Genomic DNA, 19,938 nt, shown 5'->3' on the forward strand with positions numbered 1-19,938 from the left:
CGGCGACGACGCACCCGACGCTAGACGGCGCCTGGACAGTTGCGATCGCCGAGAATCGCCCGTTGTGCCGAGAATCGCCGTTCCAACGGCGATTCTCGGCACAAACGGCGACTCTCGGTGGCGAAGGGGCGAACGGCGGACGGCGGACGGCGACTCTCGCGGGAAGCGGTCGGCGCTAGTCGGCCGACGGTCGCTTCCGCTGCTGTTTCGTCTCCGAGCGCTGGCCCTTTGCCGCGAGTCGCCGTCGCTGTGATCCCTTGGTGGGTTTGGTCGGACGGCGCTTAGGCGCATCCGGCGCGAGACCAGCGCTGACCAGGTCAGCAAGCTTGGCCAGCGCGATCTCGCGATTGCGCAGCTGCGAGCGCCGCTCCGACGCGGTGATGGTGACCACCCCGGCGTTGAGACGGTGTGCGAGGCGGGCGAGCAGCAGCATCCGCTGGCCTGCAGAGAGCGTGGCAGAGTCGGCGACGTTCCAGGAGAGTTCGACGCGGCTGTCAGACGTGTTGACGTGCTGTCCGCCTGGCCCTGAGGAACGGGAGAACCGCCAGTCGAGTTCGGACGCAGGAATGGTGAGCGCGGGCGACACCTCCAGATCCATGCATCAAGCGTGGCATGGACTGGACTTGACCGACACCACAGAACGTCGGACTGCGTGCCGCGCGACTTCGGACTCCGATCTTCGATGATGTCGGCAAAACGAAAGCCCGTGGTGTACTGTCGAAGGAACATACCGGCTGGTCGGTCTGCGAGAGTGCAGCGAACTCGAAGGGGAGTCAATGCAGAGATTTGAGGGCAGGGTCGCCCTGATCACGGGCGGCAGCCGCGGCATCGGCCTCGCCATCGCCCGCCGCCTCGTCGCCGAAGGGGCACACGTTGTCATCACGGGGCGAAATCAAGACTCCCTGGACGCCGCCATTGCCGAGCTCGGCAGCGAGCACGCCAGCGCGGTGGCCGGAAAAGCCGATGACGCGGCGCACCGTGCCGCGGTCTTCGCCCACATCATCGCGCGTCACAATCGCCTCGACCACCTCGTCAACAACGCCGGCATCAATCCGGCGTTCGGCCCGGTGCTTGAGATCGACGCATCCATTGTGCGCAAGATTCTCGAGGTCAACGTGGTTGCAGCCCTCGAGTGGACCAGGGACGCGGTGGCCGTCGGCCTCAGCCGTTCGGTTGTCAACCTCGCTTCGATCTCAGCCCTGTCCGCGAGTCCGGGAATCGCCTTCTATGGCGTCTCGAAAGCGGCGCTCATCAACCTGACCACCCAGCTCGCCTACGAACTTGCCCCAACAATTCGGGTCAACGCGGTCGCTCCGGCCGTTATCAAGACAGACTTCGCCCGCGCGCTCTACGAGGGCAAGGAGGCCGCCGTCGCTGCCGAGTACCCGCTCGGACGCCTCGGCGTGCCAGACGACGTCGCGGGTCCCGTGGCGTTCTTGCTCTCGGAGGACGCGGGCTGGATCACCGGCCAGTGCCTCGTGATCGACGGTGGCGGCAGCATCCGCCCTATTGGATAAAGGAAAGACGCATGAGAGAAACCAGTGTCGTAGACGACATCACCAAGGCCGCCGTTGAGCTGTTCGCGGCTCACGGCTACGCAAACACCAGCGTGCAGCAGGTGGTCGAGACCGCCGGCGTCACCAAGGGCGCGATGTACCACTACTTCCAGTCCAAAGACGACCTTTTGTTCGCAATCTACGAGCGTATTCTCACGCTGCAGCAGGCCAACCTCGACGAGATCATCGCCCGCGGCGGGCCCATCGACGAGGTGCTGCGCGCCGCCTGCATCGACGTCATCGAGACCTCGATCGACTTCTTGCCGGAAGGAACCGTCTTCTTCCGCAGCATGAACATGCTCTCGCAGCCCAGGCAGCACGAGGTCACTCGCCGCCGCCGCGCGTACAACGACGTGTTCAGCACGCTCGTCGAACAGGGGCAGGCCGAGGGCGTCTACCGCACCGACATTCCGCGCCCTGTGCTTATCGCCCATTTCTTCAGCGACGTGCACTACCTGTCGCAGTGGTATTCGCCGGAGGGCCCAGAGAGCAAAACTCTCGTGGCGCAGCAGCTCAGCGATCTCTTCCTCGTGAGCATTGCGGCGACTCATGCTTAGCCCTGAGTGGCTTGTCCCCGTGCCGGTCATCCCAGAGCGGATGCGGGCGTGGCGAGTTGTGCGCCACGGCGAGCCTGCAGAGGTCCTTGAGTTGCATGAGGTGTCGGTGCCGGCGCCTGCGGCAGGCGAAGTGCTCGTGCGCACGCGCGCCGTGGCCGTGAATTTTCCCGACGTGCTGCTTGCGCGCGGCGAATACCAGGTGCGTCCTGAGATTCCCTTCAGCCCCGGCATTGAGCTCTGCGGCGAGATCGTCGCCCTGGGCCAGGGAACGGATGATGACGACAACACCGGGCTCGCGATCGGCGACCGTGTAGTCGGCTCAGCCATCGGGGTGCTCGCGGAGTACGCTGCGCTGCCTGCAGCCGCTGTGCATCGCGCGCCCGCGAACCTCGACGACGTGCAGGCCGCAGGGCTCACGATCGCCTACCAGACGGCGTGGTTCGGATTGCATCGACGGGCAGCGCTACAGCCTGGCGAAACCCTGCTCGTGCACGCAGCAGCCGGCGGCGTCGGCAGCGCGGCCGTGCAGCTCGGGGTGGCGGCTGGGGCACGCGTGATCGGCGTGGTGGGTAGCGCCGCCAAAGCTGAATCCGCGCGGGCGGCCGGCGCTGAGATCGTTGTCGTTCGCGGCGAAGAGGACTTTGTCGCCAGAGTCAACGAGGCGACAGGCGGCCGTGGTGCCGACGTAGTATTCGACCCGGTCGGCGGTGAGAGCTTCGAGCGATCAACCAAGTGCATCGCCTTTGAGGGACGCATCGTGGTGGTCGGATTCGCCGGTGGCGCGATTCCAGCGGTCAAGGCGAACCATGCACTCGTCAAAAACTATGGCGTGCTGGGGTTGCACTGGGCGCTCTACCAACAGCGCCGTCCCGAGCTCGTACGCGAGGCGCACGATGCGCTGGTTCGACTCGCCGACACGGGTGCGATCACACCACTCGTCGGTGGCATCGTCAGCTTCGACGACGCGCCTGCTGCGATCCAGGAACTGGCCGGCGGTCAGACAGTGGGGCGTCTCGTCATCCGTTTCGACTGACCATTTTCGACCGAACACTTTCGACTGACATCTTTCGACCGAACACTTTCGACCAATCCACACCGACACCTCTACAAGGAGCTACCGTGACGAATCTCGAAGGTCGGGTCGCCGTCGTAACCGGCGGGGCCCGCGGGCTCGGCGCAGCCTACGTGCGCGCACTGCACGCCGCCGGTGCCCGCATAGTCGTCGCCGATGTGCTCGTGGATGAGGGTGCAGCTCTGGCCGCCGAGCTCGGTGACGACGTGATCTTCGAACGACTCGATGTCACGAACGAGGAGGATTGGACGCGCATCGTCGATCGCACGATCGCGGCATTTGGGTCTCTCGATGTGCTCGTCAACAACGCCGGTATCGCCAACGCCGCCCCGATCGAGCACTACACGACAGCAAAATGGGATGCCGTAATCGCGGTCAACCTCACGGGAACGTTCCTGGGCTGCCGGGCTGTCGTGCCCACCATGAAAAGGCAATCGGCTGGCTCGATCATCAATGTCTCATCGGTGGAAGGGTTGCGCGGCAGCCCGAGCCTGCATGGCTATACCGCGTCGAAGTTCGGGGTGCGAGGGCTCACCAAGTCACTCGCCGTCGAGCTCGGGCCGGCCGGCATTCGGGTGAACTCGGTGCATCCGGGTCTCATCCTCACCGATATGACGACGCGCATCGACCCGGAGGCGCTCTCCATTCCGCTCGGTCGACCTGCCCTGCCTGAGGATGTCGCCGGCACCGTCGTGTTTTTGGCGAGCGATGCCTCCGCATACACGACGGGCGCTGAGTTCGTTGTCGACGGCGGCATGACCACCGCCATCGCCCACCGCTAGCGGACTCTCCAGACAGCGGATGAGTGCTGCCGACCGGTCGCAAAAGTTTCCATACCGGCTAGTCGGTATCTGTTGTAGAGTGAGCTAACCCCGACACGAAGAGGTGCCGATGTCCACGCAACAACCAGTCCAGCTGAGCGACCCTCGCGACGCAGACTCCCGCGAGACCGTTTCGCCCGACGCCGCTCCACGCCTGCAGATTATGGGTCTCACGGTGCGGTTCGGCGGCCTCACCGCCCTCGATGCCGTGTCGTTCAGCGTCGGGGTGGGCGAAACTGTCGCCCTCATCGGGCCGAACGGCGCAGGCAAGACCACCGTCTTCAATGCGGTCTGTGGCCTCGTCCGCCCGACCGCCGGCGCCATCCGCCTCGACGGGCGGCCAGCGCCAGCCTCGCCGACCAGCCTCATCCGTCACGGTGTGGCCCGCACGCTCCAGGGACTCGGACTATTCGAGGGAATGAGCGTTCTCGAGAACGTGCTCGTACCGCTCGTCGCACCAGCCCGTTTCGTCAGGGGCGACCGCAGAGCCACCCACGCAACGAACGCCGCCCACAGCAGCCCCGTCACCCGACGCGCCCCTGCCGACTCCGTGACACGCGCCACCGCAATGCTCGGCGAGCTGGGCCTCGTGGCCGACCTGCACCGCCCCGTCGCCTCGCTGCCGTATCCAGAGCGCAAGCGCGTGGCACTGGCTCGCGCCCTCGTGACGCGGCCACACCTCCTGCTGCTCGATGAACCGGCAGGCGGGCTTGGCGCCGGTGACATCGCCGACCTCTCAGCGATCGTGCGCGACGTCGCCGCGACGGGATGCTCTGTTTTGCTCGTCGAACATCACATGGACTTCGTCATGAACCTGGCCGACCGGGTCGCAGTTCTCGACTTCGGCCGCATCATCGCCTGCGGAACGCCGGCCGAAGTGCAGGCTGATCCGCACGTCGAAGAGGCCTACCTGGGTGTGGAGGCCGCCTCGTGACCGCGCTGCTGGAGATCGAGTCGCTCTGCGCCGGCTACGGCGGATCCCCCGTGCTGCGGGAGGTGAGCTTCAGCGTGCCGAGCGGGAGCATCGTCGCCCTGCTAGGGGCGAACGGCGCTGGCAAAACCACCCTGCTGCGCAGTATCTCTGGTCTCGTCTCCCCCACGTCTGGCGGCATCCGCTTCGCAGGCGCCGAACTCAGACAGGTAAGCGTCGAGGACCGCGTGCGGCGCGGACTTGCCCAGGTCCCAGAGGGGCGCAGCGTCGTGGCCGAACTCACGGTCGACGAGAACCTGCGCCTCGGTGCGCTGTGGCGCTACTCCGCCAGGGAGCTGACCGCGGCCGTCGACGAGATCTACACGATGTTCGAACCGCTCGCCCAGCGCCGCACCAGCTCAGGCCATCAGCTCTCCGGCGGAGAACGCCAGATGCTCGCGCTCGGCCGGGCAATCATCGCCAGGCCACAGCTGCTCGTGCTCGACGAACCGTCACTGGGGCTCGCCCCACGGGTGGTCGCCCAGATCATGACGGTGCTGCGCAGTTTGCGCGACACGACAGGGCTCACCGTGCTGCTGGCCGAGCAAAACGTGGTGAGCGCCCTCTCCATTGCCGATCACGGGGTCGTACTCGGGCTCGGCATGCTCGTCGCCGACCGGCCGGCGGCCGAGCTCACCTCCGACGACGCCCTCCGCCACGCGTACCTGGGGTTCTGATGGATCAACTCGTCTTCCTGCTCGCCACCGGCCTCGCCCGCGGTGCGATCTTCGCGCTGTTCGCCCTGTCGCTCGTGCTCATCTGGCGTGCAGCGCGCATCGTCAACTTTGCGCAGGGCGCGATGGCCCTGGTCACGACCTACATCGCCTTCGCCGTCACCGGCATGACCGGCTCATATTTCGCGGGCCTTGCCGCTGCCATCCTCTCCGGCCTCCTCGTCGGTTTCGCCATTGAACGCGGCGTCATGCGGTTCGCCCCTGCCGGGCAACCGCTCGCTGGCGTCATCATCGCCATCGGCCTCGTCATGGTGTTGCAATCGGCGCTCGGCATCCTGTTCGGCCCGCAGTATCGCCCCATGGAGGCGCCATTCGACGAAAGTCCCATCGTGATCGGCGGCGTGCCGGTGCTCTCGCCGTATGACCTGTTCGTGCTCATCGTCGCTGTCGCGGTGATGTCGCTGCTCGCGCTGCTGTTCACGCGCACGTCGCTCGGCTTGCAACTACGGGCATCCGCTTTCGCCCCAGAGGTCTCGCGGCTGCTCGGCGTGCGGGTGTCGCGCATGCTGACGATCGGCTGGATGCTCTCCTCGGCCGTCGGCGCACTGGCGGCCCTGCTGCTCGTGCCGACCGAGCTCGGCCTGAACCCGCACTCCACCGACATGCTGTTCGTCTACGCGTTCACCGTCGCCGTGGTTGGCGGCCTCGATTCGCCGGTGGGAGCGCTCATCGGCGGCCTCGCCGTTGGCATCCTGATCACGCTCGTGACGGGTTATCTCGGCGCGACCGTCGCACCCATCGCGGTGCTTGTGCTTCTGGTCGGCGTGTTGCTCGTTCGCCCCGGTGGCATCTTCTCTGCACGAAAGGTAAGAGTCGCATGAAGCGGATGCTCCCCTCCCTCACCGGCACTCCGCGCCTCCTCGTCGGAGCTGTCGCGCTCACTGTGCTCGCCATCGGCTGCACCTTTCTGCTCGACCCATACCGCAACTACCAGCTGGCCCTCGTGGCCGCGTACCTCTGCGCCACAGCAGGGCTGACATTGCTCGTCGGGCTCACCGGCCAGCTGTCGCTCGGCCATGCCGCCCTCATGGCAGCCGGCGGCTATGGCTACGCACTCACGGCGAACGCATTGACGGATGCCGGCATCGACGGTCTCCCCCGCTTCGTCCTCGGCCTCGTCGCCGGAGTCGGGGCAGCCGGGGTGGTTGGCCTGTTGCTTGGGCTTGCCGCGGCACGCCTACATGGACCGTACCTGGCCGGTGTCACCCTCGCGCTCGTCATCGCGTTGCCCGCGTTCACGAGCGTCTTTGTGGGAATCTTCCGCGGCGACCAGGGCCTGCAGATCGCGTACGACGGCGTTCCGGAGGCACTCTCCACGCTCATCGCCGTTGAGCAGTGGCAGGCTTGGGTCGCCATCCTCGTCGCCGGTATCACCGTCACACTCCTGACGATCGTGCGGAACGGCAGCGCCGGCCTCCGCATGCGCGCCGTGCGCGATGACGAGGTGGCCGCACGCCTCGGCGGTATTCCGGCCGGTCGAGTGAAAGTGCATGCCTTCCTGGTGAGCGCACTCGGTGCCGGAGCCGGCGGCGCCGTGCTCTGCTTCGTCACCCAGTCGGTGAGCCCAGGGGCGTACACCCTGGCCTTCTCGCTGCTGCTCGTGGTCGCCGTGGTCGTCGGCGGCCTCGGCAGCATCCTCGGCGCGGCCATCGGCTCGCTCCTCATCGTGGCGCTGCCCTGGCTGGTGCAGAGCGCGACCTCTGCGCTGGCACTGCCAAGCGAACTTGAGCAGCGGCTCTCCGGCAACCTCGCTGTGCTGGTGTTCGGTGCGCTGCTGATCGTCGTGACCGCCGTCTGGCCAGGCGGCATCCGCGGTGCGCTCCGGATCCGTCGCCGCGCCAGCACCCCCGATGTCCTTGTCTCGCACCCTGCACCGCAATCCATCTCCACAGCATCCATCCACACCGAACCTGTCCGCACTGAATCCATCCACACCGAACCCGTCAGCACCGAACCCATCCCCACCGAATCAGAGAGGTGACCCATGTCACACAACAGCGCACCACCCCGCCGCGCGATCGCGGTCGCCGCGGCATCCGCCATGCTCATCGCACTCTCCGCCTGCAGCACGCCGGTGCCGGCGGCCGAAGCCGTCGATGCCCCCGGTGTCAGCGACGACACCATCACCATCGGCACCCACCATCCGCTCACTGGGCCAGCTGCGGCCGGCTACGCCTCGATCTCTGCGGCGACCGCGGCCTACTTCGCCTACCTCAACGAGCAGGGCGGCGTCAACGGCCGCACCATCGACTACATCGTCAAGGACGACGGTTACAACCCCGCGAACACGCAGACCGTGGTGCGTGAGCTCGTCGAACAAGACGGCGTGTTCGCCATCCTCAACGGGCTCGGCACTCCGACCCACACGTCTGTGCTCGACTACCTCAACCAGAAGAAGGTGCCAGACCTGTTCGTGGCCTCCGGGTCGACGAGCTGGAACCAGCCGGAGAAATACCCGTACACCTTTGCCTTCAACGTCGACTACGTCACGGAGGGCGAGGCGCTCGCGCAGTACGCCACAGACGAGTTCCCCGGCAAGAGCGTGTGTGTGCTCGGCCAGGACGACGACTTCGGCACCGAGTTCACGACTGGGCTCGAAAATGTGCTCGGGGCCGACGGGCTCGCGAGTGTGCAGAGCTACTCGGTGTCCAACCAGGACGTTGTGGCGCAGATCAGCGCTATGAAGGCGGCCGGATGCGAGATCAACATGCTCGCGACCGTCAATGGCTTCACGGCACTCGCTATCGGTACAGCGGCCAAGCTCGGCTACGCCGCGCAGTGGTTCTCGTCCTCGTCGGGAGGCGACTACCCGACCCTCGTCAGCTTCCTCGGCGAAGACCTCGCCCCCAAGCTGCTGCAGGGATTCGTCAGCACCAACTACCTGCCGTTCGGCCAGAGTGACGACTGGCGCGCCCTGTTCGAAGAGATCAACACCGACTACAACAACGGCGCCACGTTCGACGGCAACACCGTGTACGGCATGAGCGTCGGCTATCTCTTCGCCGAGGCACTGGCCGCAGCCGGCGAGAACCCCACCAGGGAGAGCCTGCTCGAGGCGGTCAGCTCCGGCGACCTGAATGGCAACGGCATTCTGCCCTTGTCATTCGGCGCAGACAGTCACGCCGCCTTCATGGGCGTCGGCATCACCTCCGTCGAGGCCGGCGTGCAGGACTTCGTGGGTGCCACCTACGTCAGTGATGGCACGGGCAATGTCTCCGCGCACGACGCCGAGGCTGTGCCCCTCACCAACAAGGGCGTGCCGAAGGTCTAAGCCAGGCATACACAAAGCGGATGCCGCGGGCCCCTATGGGTGCGCGGCATCCGCGTTGTCGTGTTCACGGATCGCGCCGGACCTCCTCGTCTTGTCGCAGATCCCAGGGGTTTCGAGACGTGCAGATTACGAGACACGTGTGCCTGCGGGGGGTAGGTCAGCCTCTGCGGATCGTTGATTCGATCACGCGGGACGGCCAAGATGGACGGAACCGAGAGTGGGGACGATGAGATCCAGCGCACCAATACCGGGAAACCCGTGGCCTCACGACATGATGATCACCGTCGAGGATCGACCTAACGCACTCCTGGAGTTGCTCTGGATCCGGGAAGCGTATGCGTTGCAGCTTCAAGGCGAAGACCTCCCGCCATTCCTGTCGGACACGCCCGCAACCGTCCAGAATGCTGCGATAAGCACCGATACTCGCGACGAGTGGGAGGGCGCCTGGCCCCGCATCTGGCATGCTGCAGTGGCACACGCTGGGCCGGACATTGATCCCGCACTGTTCGACGAGATTCAAGACACCGCAATCGGTTTGACCGAACGCGCCGATCTTCTCCACCGAATTGTCGGACCCAGCTGGCGTGACGAGTTCGGAGACAGCGCGTTCGACCACGACTCGTACAGCACCTGGTCACAAGTTGGAATGGATGCTCAGTTGGCAGTGCTGCCCACGCGACTCGAAGACCAACCGGAGCGACGCGATCTACCAGCACTGATCTCCGCGTGGCATGCAGGCCTGACCAAGATCGTGACCATCCCTTGTTCGGATGAGTTCACGCGCAGAGTCAGCGAGAACGCCCTTCTCATGACTGCTGCAACGCGTGAGGACAGTGACAGCTACCGGCGCGCGTTGAGCACCTTCATCTGACTGTCTTCGGGCCCCGCATGACTCCACGCGGCATCAGATCGGCGCCGCTTCCGGCGGGTCGGTTTCAGTCGAGTGCGGCAGAGCCAAGTGCCGGGTAATCGGGCGGGAGATAGTCCCTGACCGTAAGTGTGTATATTGCGGGCATGTCCCACGCGCCGGGGACCTCAATCTCTTGGGTCGATGCTCCTGGATCAATCGAGGCAATCTCGTAACCGTCCTCGGAGGAGCCCCAGTGGCCATCTGCATCCTGAACCAGTGCGTCCTGCTTCAGGTACAGACGAAGATCCGTCGCGTCTCCGGTCCGGAAGTTCTCGAGTACGATCCAAACCGAACCGTCCTCCCTGCGCTGGATATCGACGGTGCCGGTGGTTTCTGCTGCCTGCGAGACGAACTCCCCGCTGAGAGGCAGTTGCTGCTCGAACTCGCTCAGCTCAGGTGTTTCGGCGGTTGCGGATGTAATTGGAGAGCTTGAGGCGGGCGTCGATGGCGACGAAACAGGATTGGGCGAAAACGCGCATCCGCCCAACAACAAAGCGACCGGAATTCCGACTGCGCCAATCCATCGAAATGCCCGTATCCGCCCCATGCCGTCCACTCTAGATGCCGGCGCCGCATCAAAACAGCGATTCGACGCAAGCGAGGAAGCATCAATTGTTGGTAGAGGTTATGCCCCGGCTGCAGCCTGGCGAACACGCAAACATCAACGCCGCATTGTTTTCGGTAACCAGACACTAGATCGGTTCCACCGTCTCGTATCCCTTGGGTTATGAGGCACTTAGGTTACGAGACATCACACCGACTGTCGGGCGATTTTCCTCACCATCGGTGAGCGCCCCATTCTTTTCACTACTCGATTCGTTCGTCATAATCGGAGCTCCCACCTTGATCGCTGGCGCGGTTGCCGCAATTCGTTTCGCAATATCGGCAGCCTTTTGGTCTATCGAATCGGAGACGCGATTAACAAGTGCTGAAAGAAATGCTGACAGGAACAGCCGTCAGGATCAGTAAGTTCGTTATTGGAAGGATTCTTAGTGAATGGAAAAGAACGGCCGAACCGCGCACGTCTTATTGGCGAATGGGCACTTACCATCGTTTTTGGAATTAGTAGCGGCATAAGCGCAATCCAACTTGCCACGGGGTCGGCAGACCAAGGTGAATGGTTCGCGCTGGTTCTGTCCGTCATCGTATTCGCGTTGAGTCTGACGCTTGTGATTCGAGCCCATCGCGGTCATACGGACTTCTAGGAGCGTCTCTGTTCACGCGAGCACTACCGCCCCGGCACCGCCGTCACCATCAACGACGACCAACTCGCCTTCGACGTTGACGTGCCCCTGCCCGGCTACAAGAACGCGGTCACCTCTCTCGACCTCCACGGCCGCACCCAAACCGACCTCGAACTCCGCGACCTGCGCCTGGCCGCCAGCAGCCACCAAGGCGTCTCCGTCACCGGCGAGAACCTCTGGACCTCTTCGACGTGGCCCGACAGGTCAAGCAAAGACACGCAACCGAACGCATCGCCGCGGATGCCATCGAACAGCACAGCAACGTGCACCAATTGTGGCCAGCTACTCGTCTGGCGTAGACCCCAATTCTGACGCTCTCGCGCAATAACGTCTCCAAAAACTAAGGCGAGTTCAACGGGCGAATGCACCACGATGAGACGTGGAGGTGCGTATGGAGTTCACGGCGGAGCAGGAGCGGTTGATTTGGGAGGGGCGGCGTGCGGGTGAGATGGAGAATGCGGTCCGGGCTTGGGTACCGCACGTTAGCGGCAGAATGGTGCAGTGATAAAACCTAGGGCGCTACTGCAGTTAGCCATCGCAGTCGGAAGCACCACAACGGTGCTCGTCAGCGGATGGCGTTGGCTAGACGCTCCGGCTTGGGCGCTGGTCTTCGTCGGTTGTGCTGGTGTCGCATGGGTGGTTCGTGCGCTCGTCTTCGGTCGAATTAGTTCGTTTGTCGATGGCGGTCTGCTGCTCGTGATGCTGATCGGTTCAGCTGCGGCCGCCGGCCCCAGCTACAGCACCAGCGTCTACCCGATGGCAGGAAGCCTTGTGATCATGCTCGGCAAGACCGATATGCCTCACTGGGTGCGATGGATGTGGCCGATCGCGGCGATCATCGCCGCGACGTTCGGTTTTAGCAATGGGCACCGCGAACTCTGGTCGATCGCAATCACAATCCTAACGATCGCGATCGCCACCCTGGCCGGGCTGGCGCGCCGAGCAGCCGCTGACGACGTATCGCGCCGATTCGAGGGGCTCGACCGTGCCTACGCCTCAGAACTCTCGAAGGTACAAGCGTCCGCGGATCGGCTGCTCACCGTGAGGACCCTCCGCGACCGGTACCCGGCACTCACACCGCGCGAGGCAGAGACTCTCGCGCTCATTTGCCGAGGACGATCCAATGAAGAGATCGCGGGCGATCTGTTCATCTCTGTGGCGACGGTCAAGGGATACGTAAATTCCTTATTCGCCAAGATGCCTGCCGCGAATCGCTCGCATGCGATCGCACTCGTCCTAGGAACTACGCGCTCAGGGATCACGACATAGCATCGCGAGCGATCCTGTCGGCGTCCTTGCTGTGTTGCACGCGTCTTCCCCTTGCCACAAGAACAACGATGCGCACCAAAACGGTGGTGCCGGCCATCAGAACCAGTGCTGCCGGCCACACATCGTTGCTGATGCTGTTCTCGTAGTCGAATTGGCCGAGGTCTTGTTGGCCCACCCCCGTAGCCCACAGCTGGAAAGCCAGCCGCAGTCCCATAACGAGAATCCAGAGGCCAGCCGCGAGAAGACCGGCACGGGTCACGACCCTGCCAGCGGAAACCTGCACCTGGGTCAACCCGCCGATAGCGACGCCAAGCGTAGCGCCAACAAGAACAGCAAGGCCGAGAACGACCTGGCTATTCCTCTCAGAGGGAACCGAATGAACGAACGTGATGCTCGCCCAGATGACGAGAACGATCGGTAACAGGATCTGCACGAGAGTCAACGGGCGCTCTCTCACTTGAAGCACCACCAAAGCGATAAAGAGAAGGTCAAAAGCCCAAATAGTGAATGTCATGACCTCAGCATCGCGACGCACACCGACCAGGCCCACCACCCCAGAGCGGGTCTGACGCTTTCCCACCCTAGGGTGGGGAAGCAAATCCGGATCTAATGAAAGCGAGACGGACTGTGGACGAAATGACTCGCGAACCTCGCGTCGACAGGGAGCGAAACCGTCTCCGACTGACGGAAGCAGCTGCGCGAGCGCTCCAGCACAACGGGGTGGCTGTGTCGATGCGGGCCATCGCCCGCGAGGCCGGGCTGGGCATCGCCACTGCATACCGTCACTTCCCAACGAAGAACGACCATATCGCCGGAATCTCGTAGCGCAGCGAGTCTTATAAATACGTCGCATATCCTCCTGCCTGAATCGCAGTAGTCACCGCTAGTTATGCAGAGCGACGAAGCTGATCGCCTACGCGCGCGCATCGACGCGCCAGTAGTCCACCGACCGGCAACCGATGCGCGGATGGAACCATCCGCGCATCGGCACCTCAAGCTGGTGGCCTGACCGGGCAATCAGCTGCGCACGGCGCTGAACTGGTCCACCAGGAGGCGCTTCAATACTTTTCCGCTGCCGCCGATGGGCAACGCGTCCACCAGGTGCACCATCCGCGGGTACTTGTAGGCGGCAATGCGTTCCTTGCAGAAGGCGATGAGGGCGTCGGCGTCGAGCTCGTGGCCGTCGAGTGCGACGACCGCGGCGTGCACCTCCTGGCCGTGGGTGTCGTCGGCCAGACCGAACACGGCGGCCATTGCCACGTCGGGGTGCCGCGCAAGCACGGCCTCGACCTCTGTGGGGTACACGTTGTAGCCATTGCGCACGATCATGTCCTTCTTGCGGTCAACGATCGTGACGATGCCCTCCTCGTAGGTGCCAAGGTCACCTGTGCGAAACCAGCCGTCGACGACGGCTTCGGCCGAGGCATCCGCTCGCCCGAGGTAACCCTTGAACAGGTTGTGGCCACGCACGACGATCTCGCCGAGCGACCCTGGCTGCACAAACTCGATGCGCCCCTCGACCTCTGCCTCGGCGATCATGACGTCCACGCCCCAGAGGGCGCGGCCCACTGTGCCGGGGCGGATGGGCTCGTAAACGGTGTTGAACGACACCGTCGGCGCCGTCTCTGTGAGGCCATACCCCTCGTGCACCTCCGCACCGAATGCCGCCTGGAAGGCCTCGAGCACGGCCACCGGCAGCGCCGCACCGCCAGACACCGCGTAACGAAGCGGCGGACGCTCGGCACTGCGGCCGGCCGCCTGGATCATGCCAACGAACATGGTGGGCACGGCGGTGAAGACGGTCGCCTGGTGGGTGATGAGCAGCGCGAGGGCCTCATCAGGGTCGAACCGCGGCAGCAGGATGATCGAGGCGCCGCGACGGAAGGCGATGTTCATGACGGCGGTTTGCCCGAAGGTGTGAAACAGCGGCAGCCCGCCGAAGATCACGTCGTCTGTGCGCATGTCGAAGGAATCGATGAGTGAGCAGTGCACCTGCTCGACGATCGCGAGGTGAGAGCCGACCGCGCCCTTCGGGGTGCCCGTCGTCCCACTCGTGTAGAGAATGGTCGCCGGCTCCAACGGGCTCATCGAGACGTGCCGTTCGATCGGCGCCGATGCCGCGGCCTCAGCCTCGAGGCGCGGCAGTTCAGGTCCTCCGGCCTCTGGCGGTGGGGCGAGCACGGTGATGAGCGGCACTCCGGCAGCGCTGGCGGCCGGAATCGCCTCAGCGAGCAGCGGAGCAGCAGCCACCAGCAGGTCGGCGCCGCTGTCGCGCAGCACGAAGGTGATCTCCTCGGATTTGAACAGCAGGTGGATCGGCACCACGATCGCGCCGAGCGACAGCGCGGCGTAGTACACACGCGCAAAGTCGGGCACGTTGGGCACGAGCATCGCGACGCGGTCGCCGCGGCCGATGCCACGCTCACGCAGCGCCCCTGCGTACGCACGCGTCTCTGTCCAGAGCTGCCCATAGCTGATGGTGTTGCCGAAGAAGTGGATGGCAGGGCTGTCGGGGGCGCGGCTCGCGGTCTCGGCGAGAATGCTCGCGACCGAGAGTGTGCCGAAGCCGTCGCCGTCGATTGCGACGTCGGGTAGGTGTGCCATGAGGATCTCCTTTGATCAGTGACAGGGTGACAGGGATGGAGCTGGGGATGGATTGGAGTGGACGTGGGAAAGGGAGCGGTGCGGGATCGGCGACCGTGCGGCGGCTCAGCCTCGCAGTTCTGCCTTGCCGAGGGCGGCGAGGTGCACTTCGTCTGGGCCGTCGGCCAGGCGCAGCGCCCTGGCGCCGGCGAACATCTCCGCGAGGGGCTGGTCTGACGACAGGCCGGCGCCGCCGAAGAGCTGCATGGCGCGATCGAGAATGGTTTGCACCGCTCGGGGAACGGCGATCTTGATGGCCTGAATTTCGGTCATGGCTGCCCGGTTGCCCGCGGTGTCCATGAGCCAGGCGGTCTTCAGCACGAGCAATCGCAGTGACTCGATGCTGATGCGCGACTCGGCCGCCCATTCGCGCACGACTCCCTGGCTGGCGAGCGGGAGGCCGAAGGCGACACGGTTGTTGGCACGCTCGCGCACCAGGGCCATCGCTCGCTCCGCCATGCCGAGTGCGCGCATGCAATGGTGGATGCGGCCGGGCCCTAGCCTGGCCTGGGCGATGGCGAATCCGTCCCCTTCGGCCCCGATCAGGTTCGCAGCGGGAACGCGCACATCACGGAACACGATTTCCGCATGCCCACCGTGGTCGCGGTCGTCATAGCCGAACACCGTCAGCGGTCGCACGATCTCGACGCCCACAGTGCCGCGCGGCACCAGGATCATCGACTGTTGCCGGTGCCGCGAGGCCGCAGGGTCGCTCTTGCCCATCACGATCAAGATCTCCGCATTGGGATTCATCGCGCCCGTCGACCACCACTTGCGCCCAGAAATCACGTAGTCATCACCGTCGCGACGGATGCTGGTGGCGATGTTGCTGGCATCAGAGGAGGCCACGTCGGGTTCGGTCATACAAAAGGCCGAGCGGATGCGAGCATCCAGCAGCGGCTCGAGCCAGCGCTCCTTCTGCTCGGTCGTGCCAAAGTCGGCCAGCACCTCCATGTTGCCCGTGTCTGGCGCGGCGCAGTTGAGGGCGACAGGGGCGAGCCGCGGGCTCCACCCGGTGAGTTCTGCCAACGGCGCGTACTGCAGGTTGCTCAGCTGCGCGCCGTGCTCCCCCGGTATGAAGAGGTTCCATAGGCCGCGCTCTCTGGCCAGAGCCCGCAGCTCGTCGACGACGGGCCGGAACCCCCACTCATCTGGCGTGGCTGCAAGCTGGCGTTCGAGCACAGGCTCGGCGGGAATCACGTGCTCGTCGATGAATGCGCGGAGCGTCGCGGTCAGCTCGGTCGTGTGGGCGTCGGCGGCAAAATCCATGTCAGTGTCCTCGTCTCATGTTCTCAAAGTCCTCTCAGGGCCGAACGGGTGAGCCCTTCTGCGGCAAGCGGCTCCACCAGCTCCCCAATGCGATCGAAGCCATCGCCGACGGTCTCGCCGGCCTGGTAGCGGCAGTGGATGCCCTCCAGAATGACGGCGAGCTTGTAAGCCCCGAAGGCGCGATACCAGCCGAGAGCGGGCGTCACGATACCGGCGCGTGCCGCGTAGGCATCCACCAGCTCGTCGAAGGTTGGGTAGCCGGCGCCCTGGTCGACGGCGCTGGGAGCCAGGCCCCGGCCGCCGGGAAGTTCAGCGATGCTCCAGTAGAGGCCGAGCATGCCAAGGTCGACGAGTGGGTCCCCGATTGTCGCCATCTCCCAGTCGAGGATCGCGGTGATGCGCGGGGTGCTCCCCGGCACGGAATCGCCGCGGCCGCCGGCAACCAGCGCGTTGTCGAGTCGGTAATCACCGTGCACGAGCGCGGAACGCCCGGCCGCCGGCATCCGCTCGCCGAGCCCAGCCTGGAGTTCGTCCAGCCTCGGCACGTCCCGCGTGCGGGAGGAGTCGAGTTGCCGACGCCAGGTCTTCAGCTGCCGTTCGAGGTAGCCGTCTGCGCGGCCGAAGGTGTCGAGCCCGACGGATGCCGGCGGGATGCTGTGCAGCTCGGCCAGGATGCAGGCAAGGTCGAGGCCCAGGTCATGCAGCTCGCTCTCTGAAAAACCGGCATTCTGCGCCGGGTCAGACAGCACTCGGCCTTCAACGAGCTCCATGACGAAGAAAGGTGTGCCGGTGACCAGGCCAGCTGCCGAATCGTCGACCAGGTCTACCGTCGGCGGAACCGGCACTGCGCTGCCGCGCAGCGCACGAATGACGCGGTGCTCGCGGGCCATATCGTGCGCGCTTGACAGTACGTGGCCGAGGGGCGGACGCCGCACCACGAGCGGACGACGTGCACCGTCGACGCGATAGGTGAGGTTGCTGCGACCACCTGTGATGAGCGTGGCCGACAGCGGGCCGTCTGCGAGTTCTGGATGCGCACGTGCGAGCCATTCGGTGAGTCCCACGACATCGAGCCCGGGAGAGTCGGTCATCCTTGACCACCTTTCACGCGCGATTGCCGCGCAGCGCACGGCTCGATTCGAGCCGCGTGACGCCAGCATACCGCGTGGTCGGTATGTTGCGCAGGTGACGATCGCAATCACCCGATCAGGTCTCGCTCGATCGCCGAGCGGATGCCAGACGGAATCAGCATGGGCACGCGCTCCGCGGCGTCGACGAACACGTGCACGAAACGGCCTGTCGCGATCGCGTCGCCCTCCCCCGGCCGCAGGATTCCAAGCGCCCAGGTGACACTCGTTGTGCCGAGCCGCTCGATACCGATGCCCACCTCGAGCGCGTCCGGAAACGATGCAGAGGCGCGAAACTCGCACGATGAGGCCGCGCACAAGGCGATGGTCTCTCCCTGCGGATCGAGGCCGCCATTGGCCATCATCCAGATATTGATCGCCGTGTCCATCGCCTCGTAGTAGACGGTGTTGTTGAGGTGGCCGTACTGGTCATTGTCGTTCCACCGGGTGGCGAACGGCGCTCTGGCTCCGTAATGCATCAGACCACCCTCAGCAGTACGCGGAACGCCACTCTGGCCCGCTCTGTGCTCGGTTCGTCGCCGGTGATGAGGTCGGCGTAGCTGAACGATTCGGAGATCCGAACCAGCAGGTATGCCAGCGCCGCCGGGTCGATGGCGCCGCCGAGCGGGGCCTCGCCAAGTTCTCCCCGCACGAGCCATTCGGTCGTGGCGACGTAGCGCCGCTGAATCTCGCTCTCGGTCGTGGTGAGCAACCGCAGCGCCCGCGCAGGCTCCCGACGCAGGAACTGCCGAAAGTAGGAGGCGCTGATGAGATCGTTGACGAAATGGGTGAGCACGGCAGCCACTCGCTCCTCGGCGCGCAGGCCGCTCGTGGCCTCCTCCGCCTGTAGCAAGGTCGGCACCGCGAGCGACCAGAGCACTTCGGAGAGCAGCGCATCGCGATTGCCCACCCAGCGGAACAACGAGGTGCGATCAACGCCGAGGTCGCTGGCGAGCGCGCTCATGTCGATGCGGCGGCCGGCGATGAATTCCTCGCGGGCCAGCGCGTACGCACGTGCGGAACCGTCGTGGGTGCCCTGGGCCAATCGATCGGATAGCCACGACGGGGCGACCGCGAGGCCAACCGTTCCAATGGTGGTGGGCGTTGCAGGCGTGGTCGATGTGGCGGACTCCGCGAGGGCGCCTGTCGTCGTTGGCATGCGGGAACTCTACCGCGTGTCTGGGAGAGCACGTGCAACATTCTGCAAAATGATGCATACTACGTGGAGTTCACCGCAGTGGAGTTCACCGACGAACGGAGATGCAATGACGCTCACCACCCCACAGATCGAGCGGGCCGAGGTACTCGACGCCGATTTCTATGGATTCCAAGAACAACTCACGGATGAGGAGCAACGCTCCGTTGCCCGCATCCGCGCCTTCCTCGATGCCGAGGTGCGGCCCTATGCAAACGATTTCTGGGAGCAAGCCCGCAGCCCCCGCCACCTCATCCCGGGTTTCGCCGAGCTCGGCTTGTTCGGGCCGTCGTGGCCGGAGACCAGGCTGTTCGAGAACAGCGCGGTCTATCGCGCCTGGATCGCCCTCGAGATCGCCAGGGTCGATCCATCGACGGCGACCTTCATTGGCGTGCACAGCGGGCTGGCAATGAACGCCATCGGCGTCGGTGGCTCAGCTGAACAGCGTGCTGAGTGGATGGCGCCAATGGGCCGCGGCGAGGTGATCGGCGCCTTCGGGCTTACCGAGCCGACGAGCGGATCAGACACGGCGCGCGGACTGCAGACCACCGCAACCAGACACGGCGATGAGTGGGTGCTCAACGGTGAAAAGCGCTGGATCGGCAACGCCACCTTCGCCGACATCGTGATCATCTGGGCGCGTGACACGGCCGACGACCAAGTCAAGGGTTTCATCGTTCGTCAGCCGGCGGCGGGCTTCACGGCCACCAAGATCGAACGCAAGCAGTCACTGCGCGCTGTGGAGAACGCCGATATCGTGCTCGAGAATGTGATCGTTCCCGAAAGCGACCGGCTGGCCAACATCCACTCCTTCCGCGACGTGGCCATTGTGCTGCGCCTCACCCGCGCAGAGGTCGCGTGGCAGGCCATCGGGGTCGCGGTCGGCGCCTATGAGGTCGCCCTCGCATACGCCAAGGAGCGGATGCAGTTTGGCAAGCCGATCGCCTCGTTCCAGCTGGTGCAGGAGAAGCTCGCAATCTCACTGTCGAACATCACCGCGAGCATTGCCCTCTGCATGCGCGTGTCGGCCATGCAAGACGAGGGCGTGCAGAAGGACCACCACTCGGCAATGGCCAAGGCATTCGCCACCGCTCGGATGCGTGAGACCGTCGCGCTCTGCCGGGAGATCCTCGGCGGTAATGGAATCCAGCTCGATCACGGGGTGGCACGATTCTTCGCCGACGCAGAGGCGGTCTACACCTTCGAGGGCACGTTTGACATGAATACGCTCATCGTCGGTCGCGCTATCACCGGCATCCAGGCATTCGTTTAGATCCAGGCATCCGTTTAGAGAGGCACG

The 19,938-nt window shown here is 64.8% G+C and carries 22 protein-coding genes; 13 read left to right on the forward strand and 9 right to left on the reverse strand.

What is annotated here, in order from left to right:
* Positions 1–175: 175 nt before the first annotated feature.
* Positions 176–598, reverse strand: coding sequence for an alternative ribosome rescue aminoacyl-tRNA hydrolase ArfB (gene arfB, locus AC25Z0_RS07410; RefSeq protein ID WP_488132743.1), 423 nt, complete (start codon positions 596–598; stop codon positions 176–178).
* A 178-nt stretch (positions 599–776) separates the two neighbouring features.
* On the opposite strand from arfB, the gene AC25Z0_RS07415 reads away from it, so the two are divergent.
* The 10 genes from AC25Z0_RS07415 to AC25Z0_RS07460 all read left to right on the forward strand — a co-directional run bounded on the left by AC25Z0_RS07415 (position 777) and on the right by AC25Z0_RS07460 (position 9,852).
* Positions 777–1,517, forward strand: coding sequence for an SDR family oxidoreductase (locus tag AC25Z0_RS07415; RefSeq protein WP_488132744.1), 741 nt, complete (start codon positions 777–779; stop codon positions 1,515–1,517).
* Between the two features lie 11 nt (positions 1,518–1,528).
* Entirely contained in the window at positions 1,529–2,113 is a 585-nt protein-coding gene (locus AC25Z0_RS07420; protein ID WP_488132745.1) for a TetR/AcrR family transcriptional regulator, read from the forward strand.
* Complete coding sequence (locus AC25Z0_RS07425) at positions 2,106–3,146, forward strand: NADPH:quinone oxidoreductase family protein (RefSeq protein ID WP_488132746.1); 1,041 nt, start codon at positions 2,106–2,108, stop codon at positions 3,144–3,146. The genes AC25Z0_RS07420 and AC25Z0_RS07425 overlap by 8 nt, the downstream gene beginning before the upstream one ends.
* 86 nt (positions 3,147–3,232) lie before the next feature.
* A complete protein-coding gene (locus tag AC25Z0_RS07430; protein WP_488132747.1) occupies positions 3,233–3,967 on the forward strand; it encodes a glucose 1-dehydrogenase in 735 nt (244 codons plus the stop codon).
* A gap of 109 nt (positions 3,968–4,076) precedes the next feature.
* Positions 4,077–4,940 carry an ABC transporter ATP-binding protein gene (locus AC25Z0_RS07435; protein ID WP_488132748.1) on the forward strand — a complete coding sequence of 288 codons (864 nt, stop codon included), beginning with the start codon at positions 4,077–4,079 and terminating at the stop codon, positions 4,938–4,940.
* Entirely contained in the window at positions 4,937–5,653 is a 717-nt protein-coding gene (locus tag AC25Z0_RS07440; protein ID WP_488132749.1) for an ABC transporter ATP-binding protein, read from the forward strand. The genes AC25Z0_RS07435 and AC25Z0_RS07440 overlap by 4 nt, the downstream gene beginning before the upstream one ends.
* A complete protein-coding gene (locus AC25Z0_RS07445) occupies positions 5,653–6,531 on the forward strand; it encodes a branched-chain amino acid ABC transporter permease (RefSeq protein ID WP_488121409.1) in 879 nt (292 codons plus the stop codon). The genes AC25Z0_RS07440 and AC25Z0_RS07445 overlap by 1 nt, the downstream gene beginning before the upstream one ends.
* Positions 6,528–7,691: a branched-chain amino acid ABC transporter permease gene (locus tag AC25Z0_RS07450; RefSeq protein WP_488132750.1), complete on the forward strand. Its 1,164-nt coding sequence runs from the start codon at positions 6,528–6,530 to the stop codon at positions 7,689–7,691. The genes AC25Z0_RS07445 and AC25Z0_RS07450 overlap by 4 nt, the downstream gene beginning before the upstream one ends.
* A gap of 3 nt (positions 7,692–7,694) precedes the next feature.
* Positions 7,695–8,981 carry an ABC transporter substrate-binding protein gene (locus tag AC25Z0_RS07455; RefSeq protein WP_488121407.1) on the forward strand — a complete coding sequence of 429 codons (1,287 nt, stop codon included), beginning with the start codon at positions 7,695–7,697 and terminating at the stop codon, positions 8,979–8,981.
* 226 nt (positions 8,982–9,207) lie between these two features.
* Positions 9,208–9,852: a hypothetical protein gene (locus AC25Z0_RS07460; protein WP_488132751.1), complete on the forward strand. Its 645-nt coding sequence runs from the start codon at positions 9,208–9,210 to the stop codon at positions 9,850–9,852.
* Between the two features lie 64 nt (positions 9,853–9,916).
* Here AC25Z0_RS07460 and AC25Z0_RS07465 read toward each other — a convergent pair whose 3' ends face one another.
* The gene (locus AC25Z0_RS07465; RefSeq protein WP_488132752.1) at positions 9,917–10,438 is read right to left on the reverse strand and encodes a hypothetical protein; all 522 of its coding nucleotides are present in this window, start codon (positions 10,436–10,438) and stop codon (positions 9,917–9,919) included.
* 670 nt (positions 10,439–11,108) lie between these two features.
* Entirely contained in the window at positions 11,109–11,285 is a 177-nt protein-coding gene (locus AC25Z0_RS07470; RefSeq protein ID WP_488121404.1) for a hypothetical protein, read from the reverse strand.
* 351 nt (positions 11,286–11,636) lie between these two features.
* On the opposite strand from AC25Z0_RS07470, the gene AC25Z0_RS07475 reads away from it, so the two are divergent.
* Positions 11,637–12,404 (forward strand): helix-turn-helix transcriptional regulator, encoded by a 768-nt coding sequence (locus tag AC25Z0_RS07475; RefSeq protein WP_488132753.1) that lies wholly within the window; start codon positions 11,637–11,639, stop codon positions 12,402–12,404.
* Here the strand turns inward: AC25Z0_RS07475 and AC25Z0_RS07480 are convergent.
* Positions 12,394–12,918, reverse strand: a complete 525-nt coding sequence (locus tag AC25Z0_RS07480; RefSeq protein WP_488132754.1) for a hypothetical protein — start codon at positions 12,916–12,918, stop codon at positions 12,394–12,396. The two genes, AC25Z0_RS07475 and AC25Z0_RS07480, sit on opposite strands and share 11 nt — an antisense overlap.
* A gap of 122 nt (positions 12,919–13,040) precedes the next feature.
* Here AC25Z0_RS07480 and AC25Z0_RS07485 point away from each other — a divergent pair, with 122 nt between their 5' ends.
* On the forward strand, positions 13,041–13,229 hold the full coding sequence (locus AC25Z0_RS07485) for a helix-turn-helix domain-containing protein (protein ID WP_488121401.1): 189 nt from the start codon (positions 13,041–13,043) through the stop codon (positions 13,227–13,229).
* 192 nt (positions 13,230–13,421) lie between these two features.
* On the opposite strand, the gene AC25Z0_RS07490 is transcribed toward AC25Z0_RS07485, so the two are convergent.
* The 5 genes from AC25Z0_RS07490 to AC25Z0_RS07510 form a co-directional block, all read right to left on the reverse strand.
* Entirely contained in the window at positions 13,422–15,008 is a 1,587-nt protein-coding gene (locus AC25Z0_RS07490; protein ID WP_488132755.1) for an AMP-binding protein, read from the reverse strand.
* Positions 15,009–15,113: 105 nt separating this feature from the next.
* Positions 15,114–16,316, reverse strand: a complete 1,203-nt coding sequence (locus tag AC25Z0_RS07495) for an acyl-CoA dehydrogenase family protein (protein WP_488132756.1) — start codon at positions 16,314–16,316, stop codon at positions 15,114–15,116.
* 23 nt (positions 16,317–16,339) lie between these two features.
* A complete protein-coding gene (locus tag AC25Z0_RS07500) occupies positions 16,340–17,407 on the reverse strand; it encodes a phosphotransferase family protein (RefSeq protein WP_488121398.1) in 1,068 nt (355 codons plus the stop codon).
* Positions 17,408–17,514: 107 nt separating this feature from the next.
* The gene (locus tag AC25Z0_RS07505; protein WP_488132757.1) at positions 17,515–17,922 is read right to left on the reverse strand and encodes an acyl-CoA thioesterase; all 408 of its coding nucleotides are present in this window, start codon (positions 17,920–17,922) and stop codon (positions 17,515–17,517) included.
* A complete protein-coding gene (locus AC25Z0_RS07510) occupies positions 17,922–18,602 on the reverse strand; it encodes a QsdR family transcriptional regulator (protein WP_488132758.1) in 681 nt (226 codons plus the stop codon). The genes AC25Z0_RS07505 and AC25Z0_RS07510 overlap by 1 nt, the downstream gene beginning before the upstream one ends.
* Positions 18,603–18,708: 106 nt before the next feature.
* Between AC25Z0_RS07510 and AC25Z0_RS07515 the strand changes: the two genes are divergently transcribed.
* Complete coding sequence (locus AC25Z0_RS07515; protein ID WP_488132759.1) at positions 18,709–19,911, forward strand: acyl-CoA dehydrogenase family protein; 1,203 nt, start codon at positions 18,709–18,711, stop codon at positions 19,909–19,911.
* Positions 19,912–19,938: the final 27 nt, after the last annotated feature.

This window comes from Leifsonia sp. Y862 (assembly GCF_057669585.1).

Bases quoted from the DNA above. Each gene is read 5' to 3' on its own strand.
- arfB (WP_488132743.1), bottom strand. From the start codon at position 598: ATGGATCTGGAGGTGTCGCCCGCGCTCACCATTCCTGCGTCCGAACTC.
- AC25Z0_RS07415 (WP_488132744.1), top strand. From the start codon at position 777: ATGCAGAGATTTGAGGGCAGGGTCGCCCTGATCACGGGCGGCAGCCGC.
- AC25Z0_RS07420 (WP_488132745.1), top strand. From the start codon at position 1,529: ATGAGAGAAACCAGTGTCGTAGACGACATCACCAAGGCCGCCGTTGAG.
- AC25Z0_RS07425 (WP_488132746.1), top strand. From the start codon at position 2,106: ATGCTTAGCCCTGAGTGGCTTGTCCCCGTGCCGGTCATCCCAGAGCGG.
- AC25Z0_RS07435 (WP_488132748.1), top strand. From the start codon at position 4,077: ATGTCCACGCAACAACCAGTCCAGCTGAGCGACCCTCGCGACGCAGAC.
- AC25Z0_RS07445 (WP_488121409.1), top strand. From the start codon at position 5,653: ATGGATCAACTCGTCTTCCTGCTCGCCACCGGCCTCGCCCGCGGTGCG.
- AC25Z0_RS07450 (WP_488132750.1), top strand. From the start codon at position 6,528: ATGAAGCGGATGCTCCCCTCCCTCACCGGCACTCCGCGCCTCCTCGTC.
- AC25Z0_RS07455 (WP_488121407.1), top strand. From the start codon at position 7,695: ATGTCACACAACAGCGCACCACCCCGCCGCGCGATCGCGGTCGCCGCG.
- AC25Z0_RS07460 (WP_488132751.1), top strand. From the start codon at position 9,208: ATGAGATCCAGCGCACCAATACCGGGAAACCCGTGGCCTCACGACATG.
- AC25Z0_RS07465 (WP_488132752.1), bottom strand. From the start codon at position 10,438: ATGGGGCGGATACGGGCATTTCGATGGATTGGCGCAGTCGGAATTCCG.
- AC25Z0_RS07480 (WP_488132754.1), bottom strand. From the start codon at position 12,918: ATGACATTCACTATTTGGGCTTTTGACCTTCTCTTTATCGCTTTGGTG.
- AC25Z0_RS07485 (WP_488121401.1), top strand. From the start codon at position 13,041: ATGACTCGCGAACCTCGCGTCGACAGGGAGCGAAACCGTCTCCGACTG.
- AC25Z0_RS07490 (WP_488132755.1), bottom strand. From the start codon at position 15,008: ATGGCACACCTACCCGACGTCGCAATCGACGGCGACGGCTTCGGCACA.
- AC25Z0_RS07495 (WP_488132756.1), bottom strand. From the start codon at position 16,316: ATGGATTTTGCCGCCGACGCCCACACGACCGAGCTGACCGCGACGCTC.
- AC25Z0_RS07500 (WP_488121398.1), bottom strand. From the start codon at position 17,407: ATGACCGACTCTCCCGGGCTCGATGTCGTGGGACTCACCGAATGGCTC.
- AC25Z0_RS07505 (WP_488132757.1), bottom strand. From the start codon at position 17,922: ATGCATTACGGAGCCAGAGCGCCGTTCGCCACCCGGTGGAACGACAAT.
- AC25Z0_RS07510 (WP_488132758.1), bottom strand. From the start codon at position 18,602: ATGCCAACGACGACAGGCGCCCTCGCGGAGTCCGCCACATCGACCACG.
- AC25Z0_RS07515 (WP_488132759.1), top strand. From the start codon at position 18,709: ATGACGCTCACCACCCCACAGATCGAGCGGGCCGAGGTACTCGACGCC.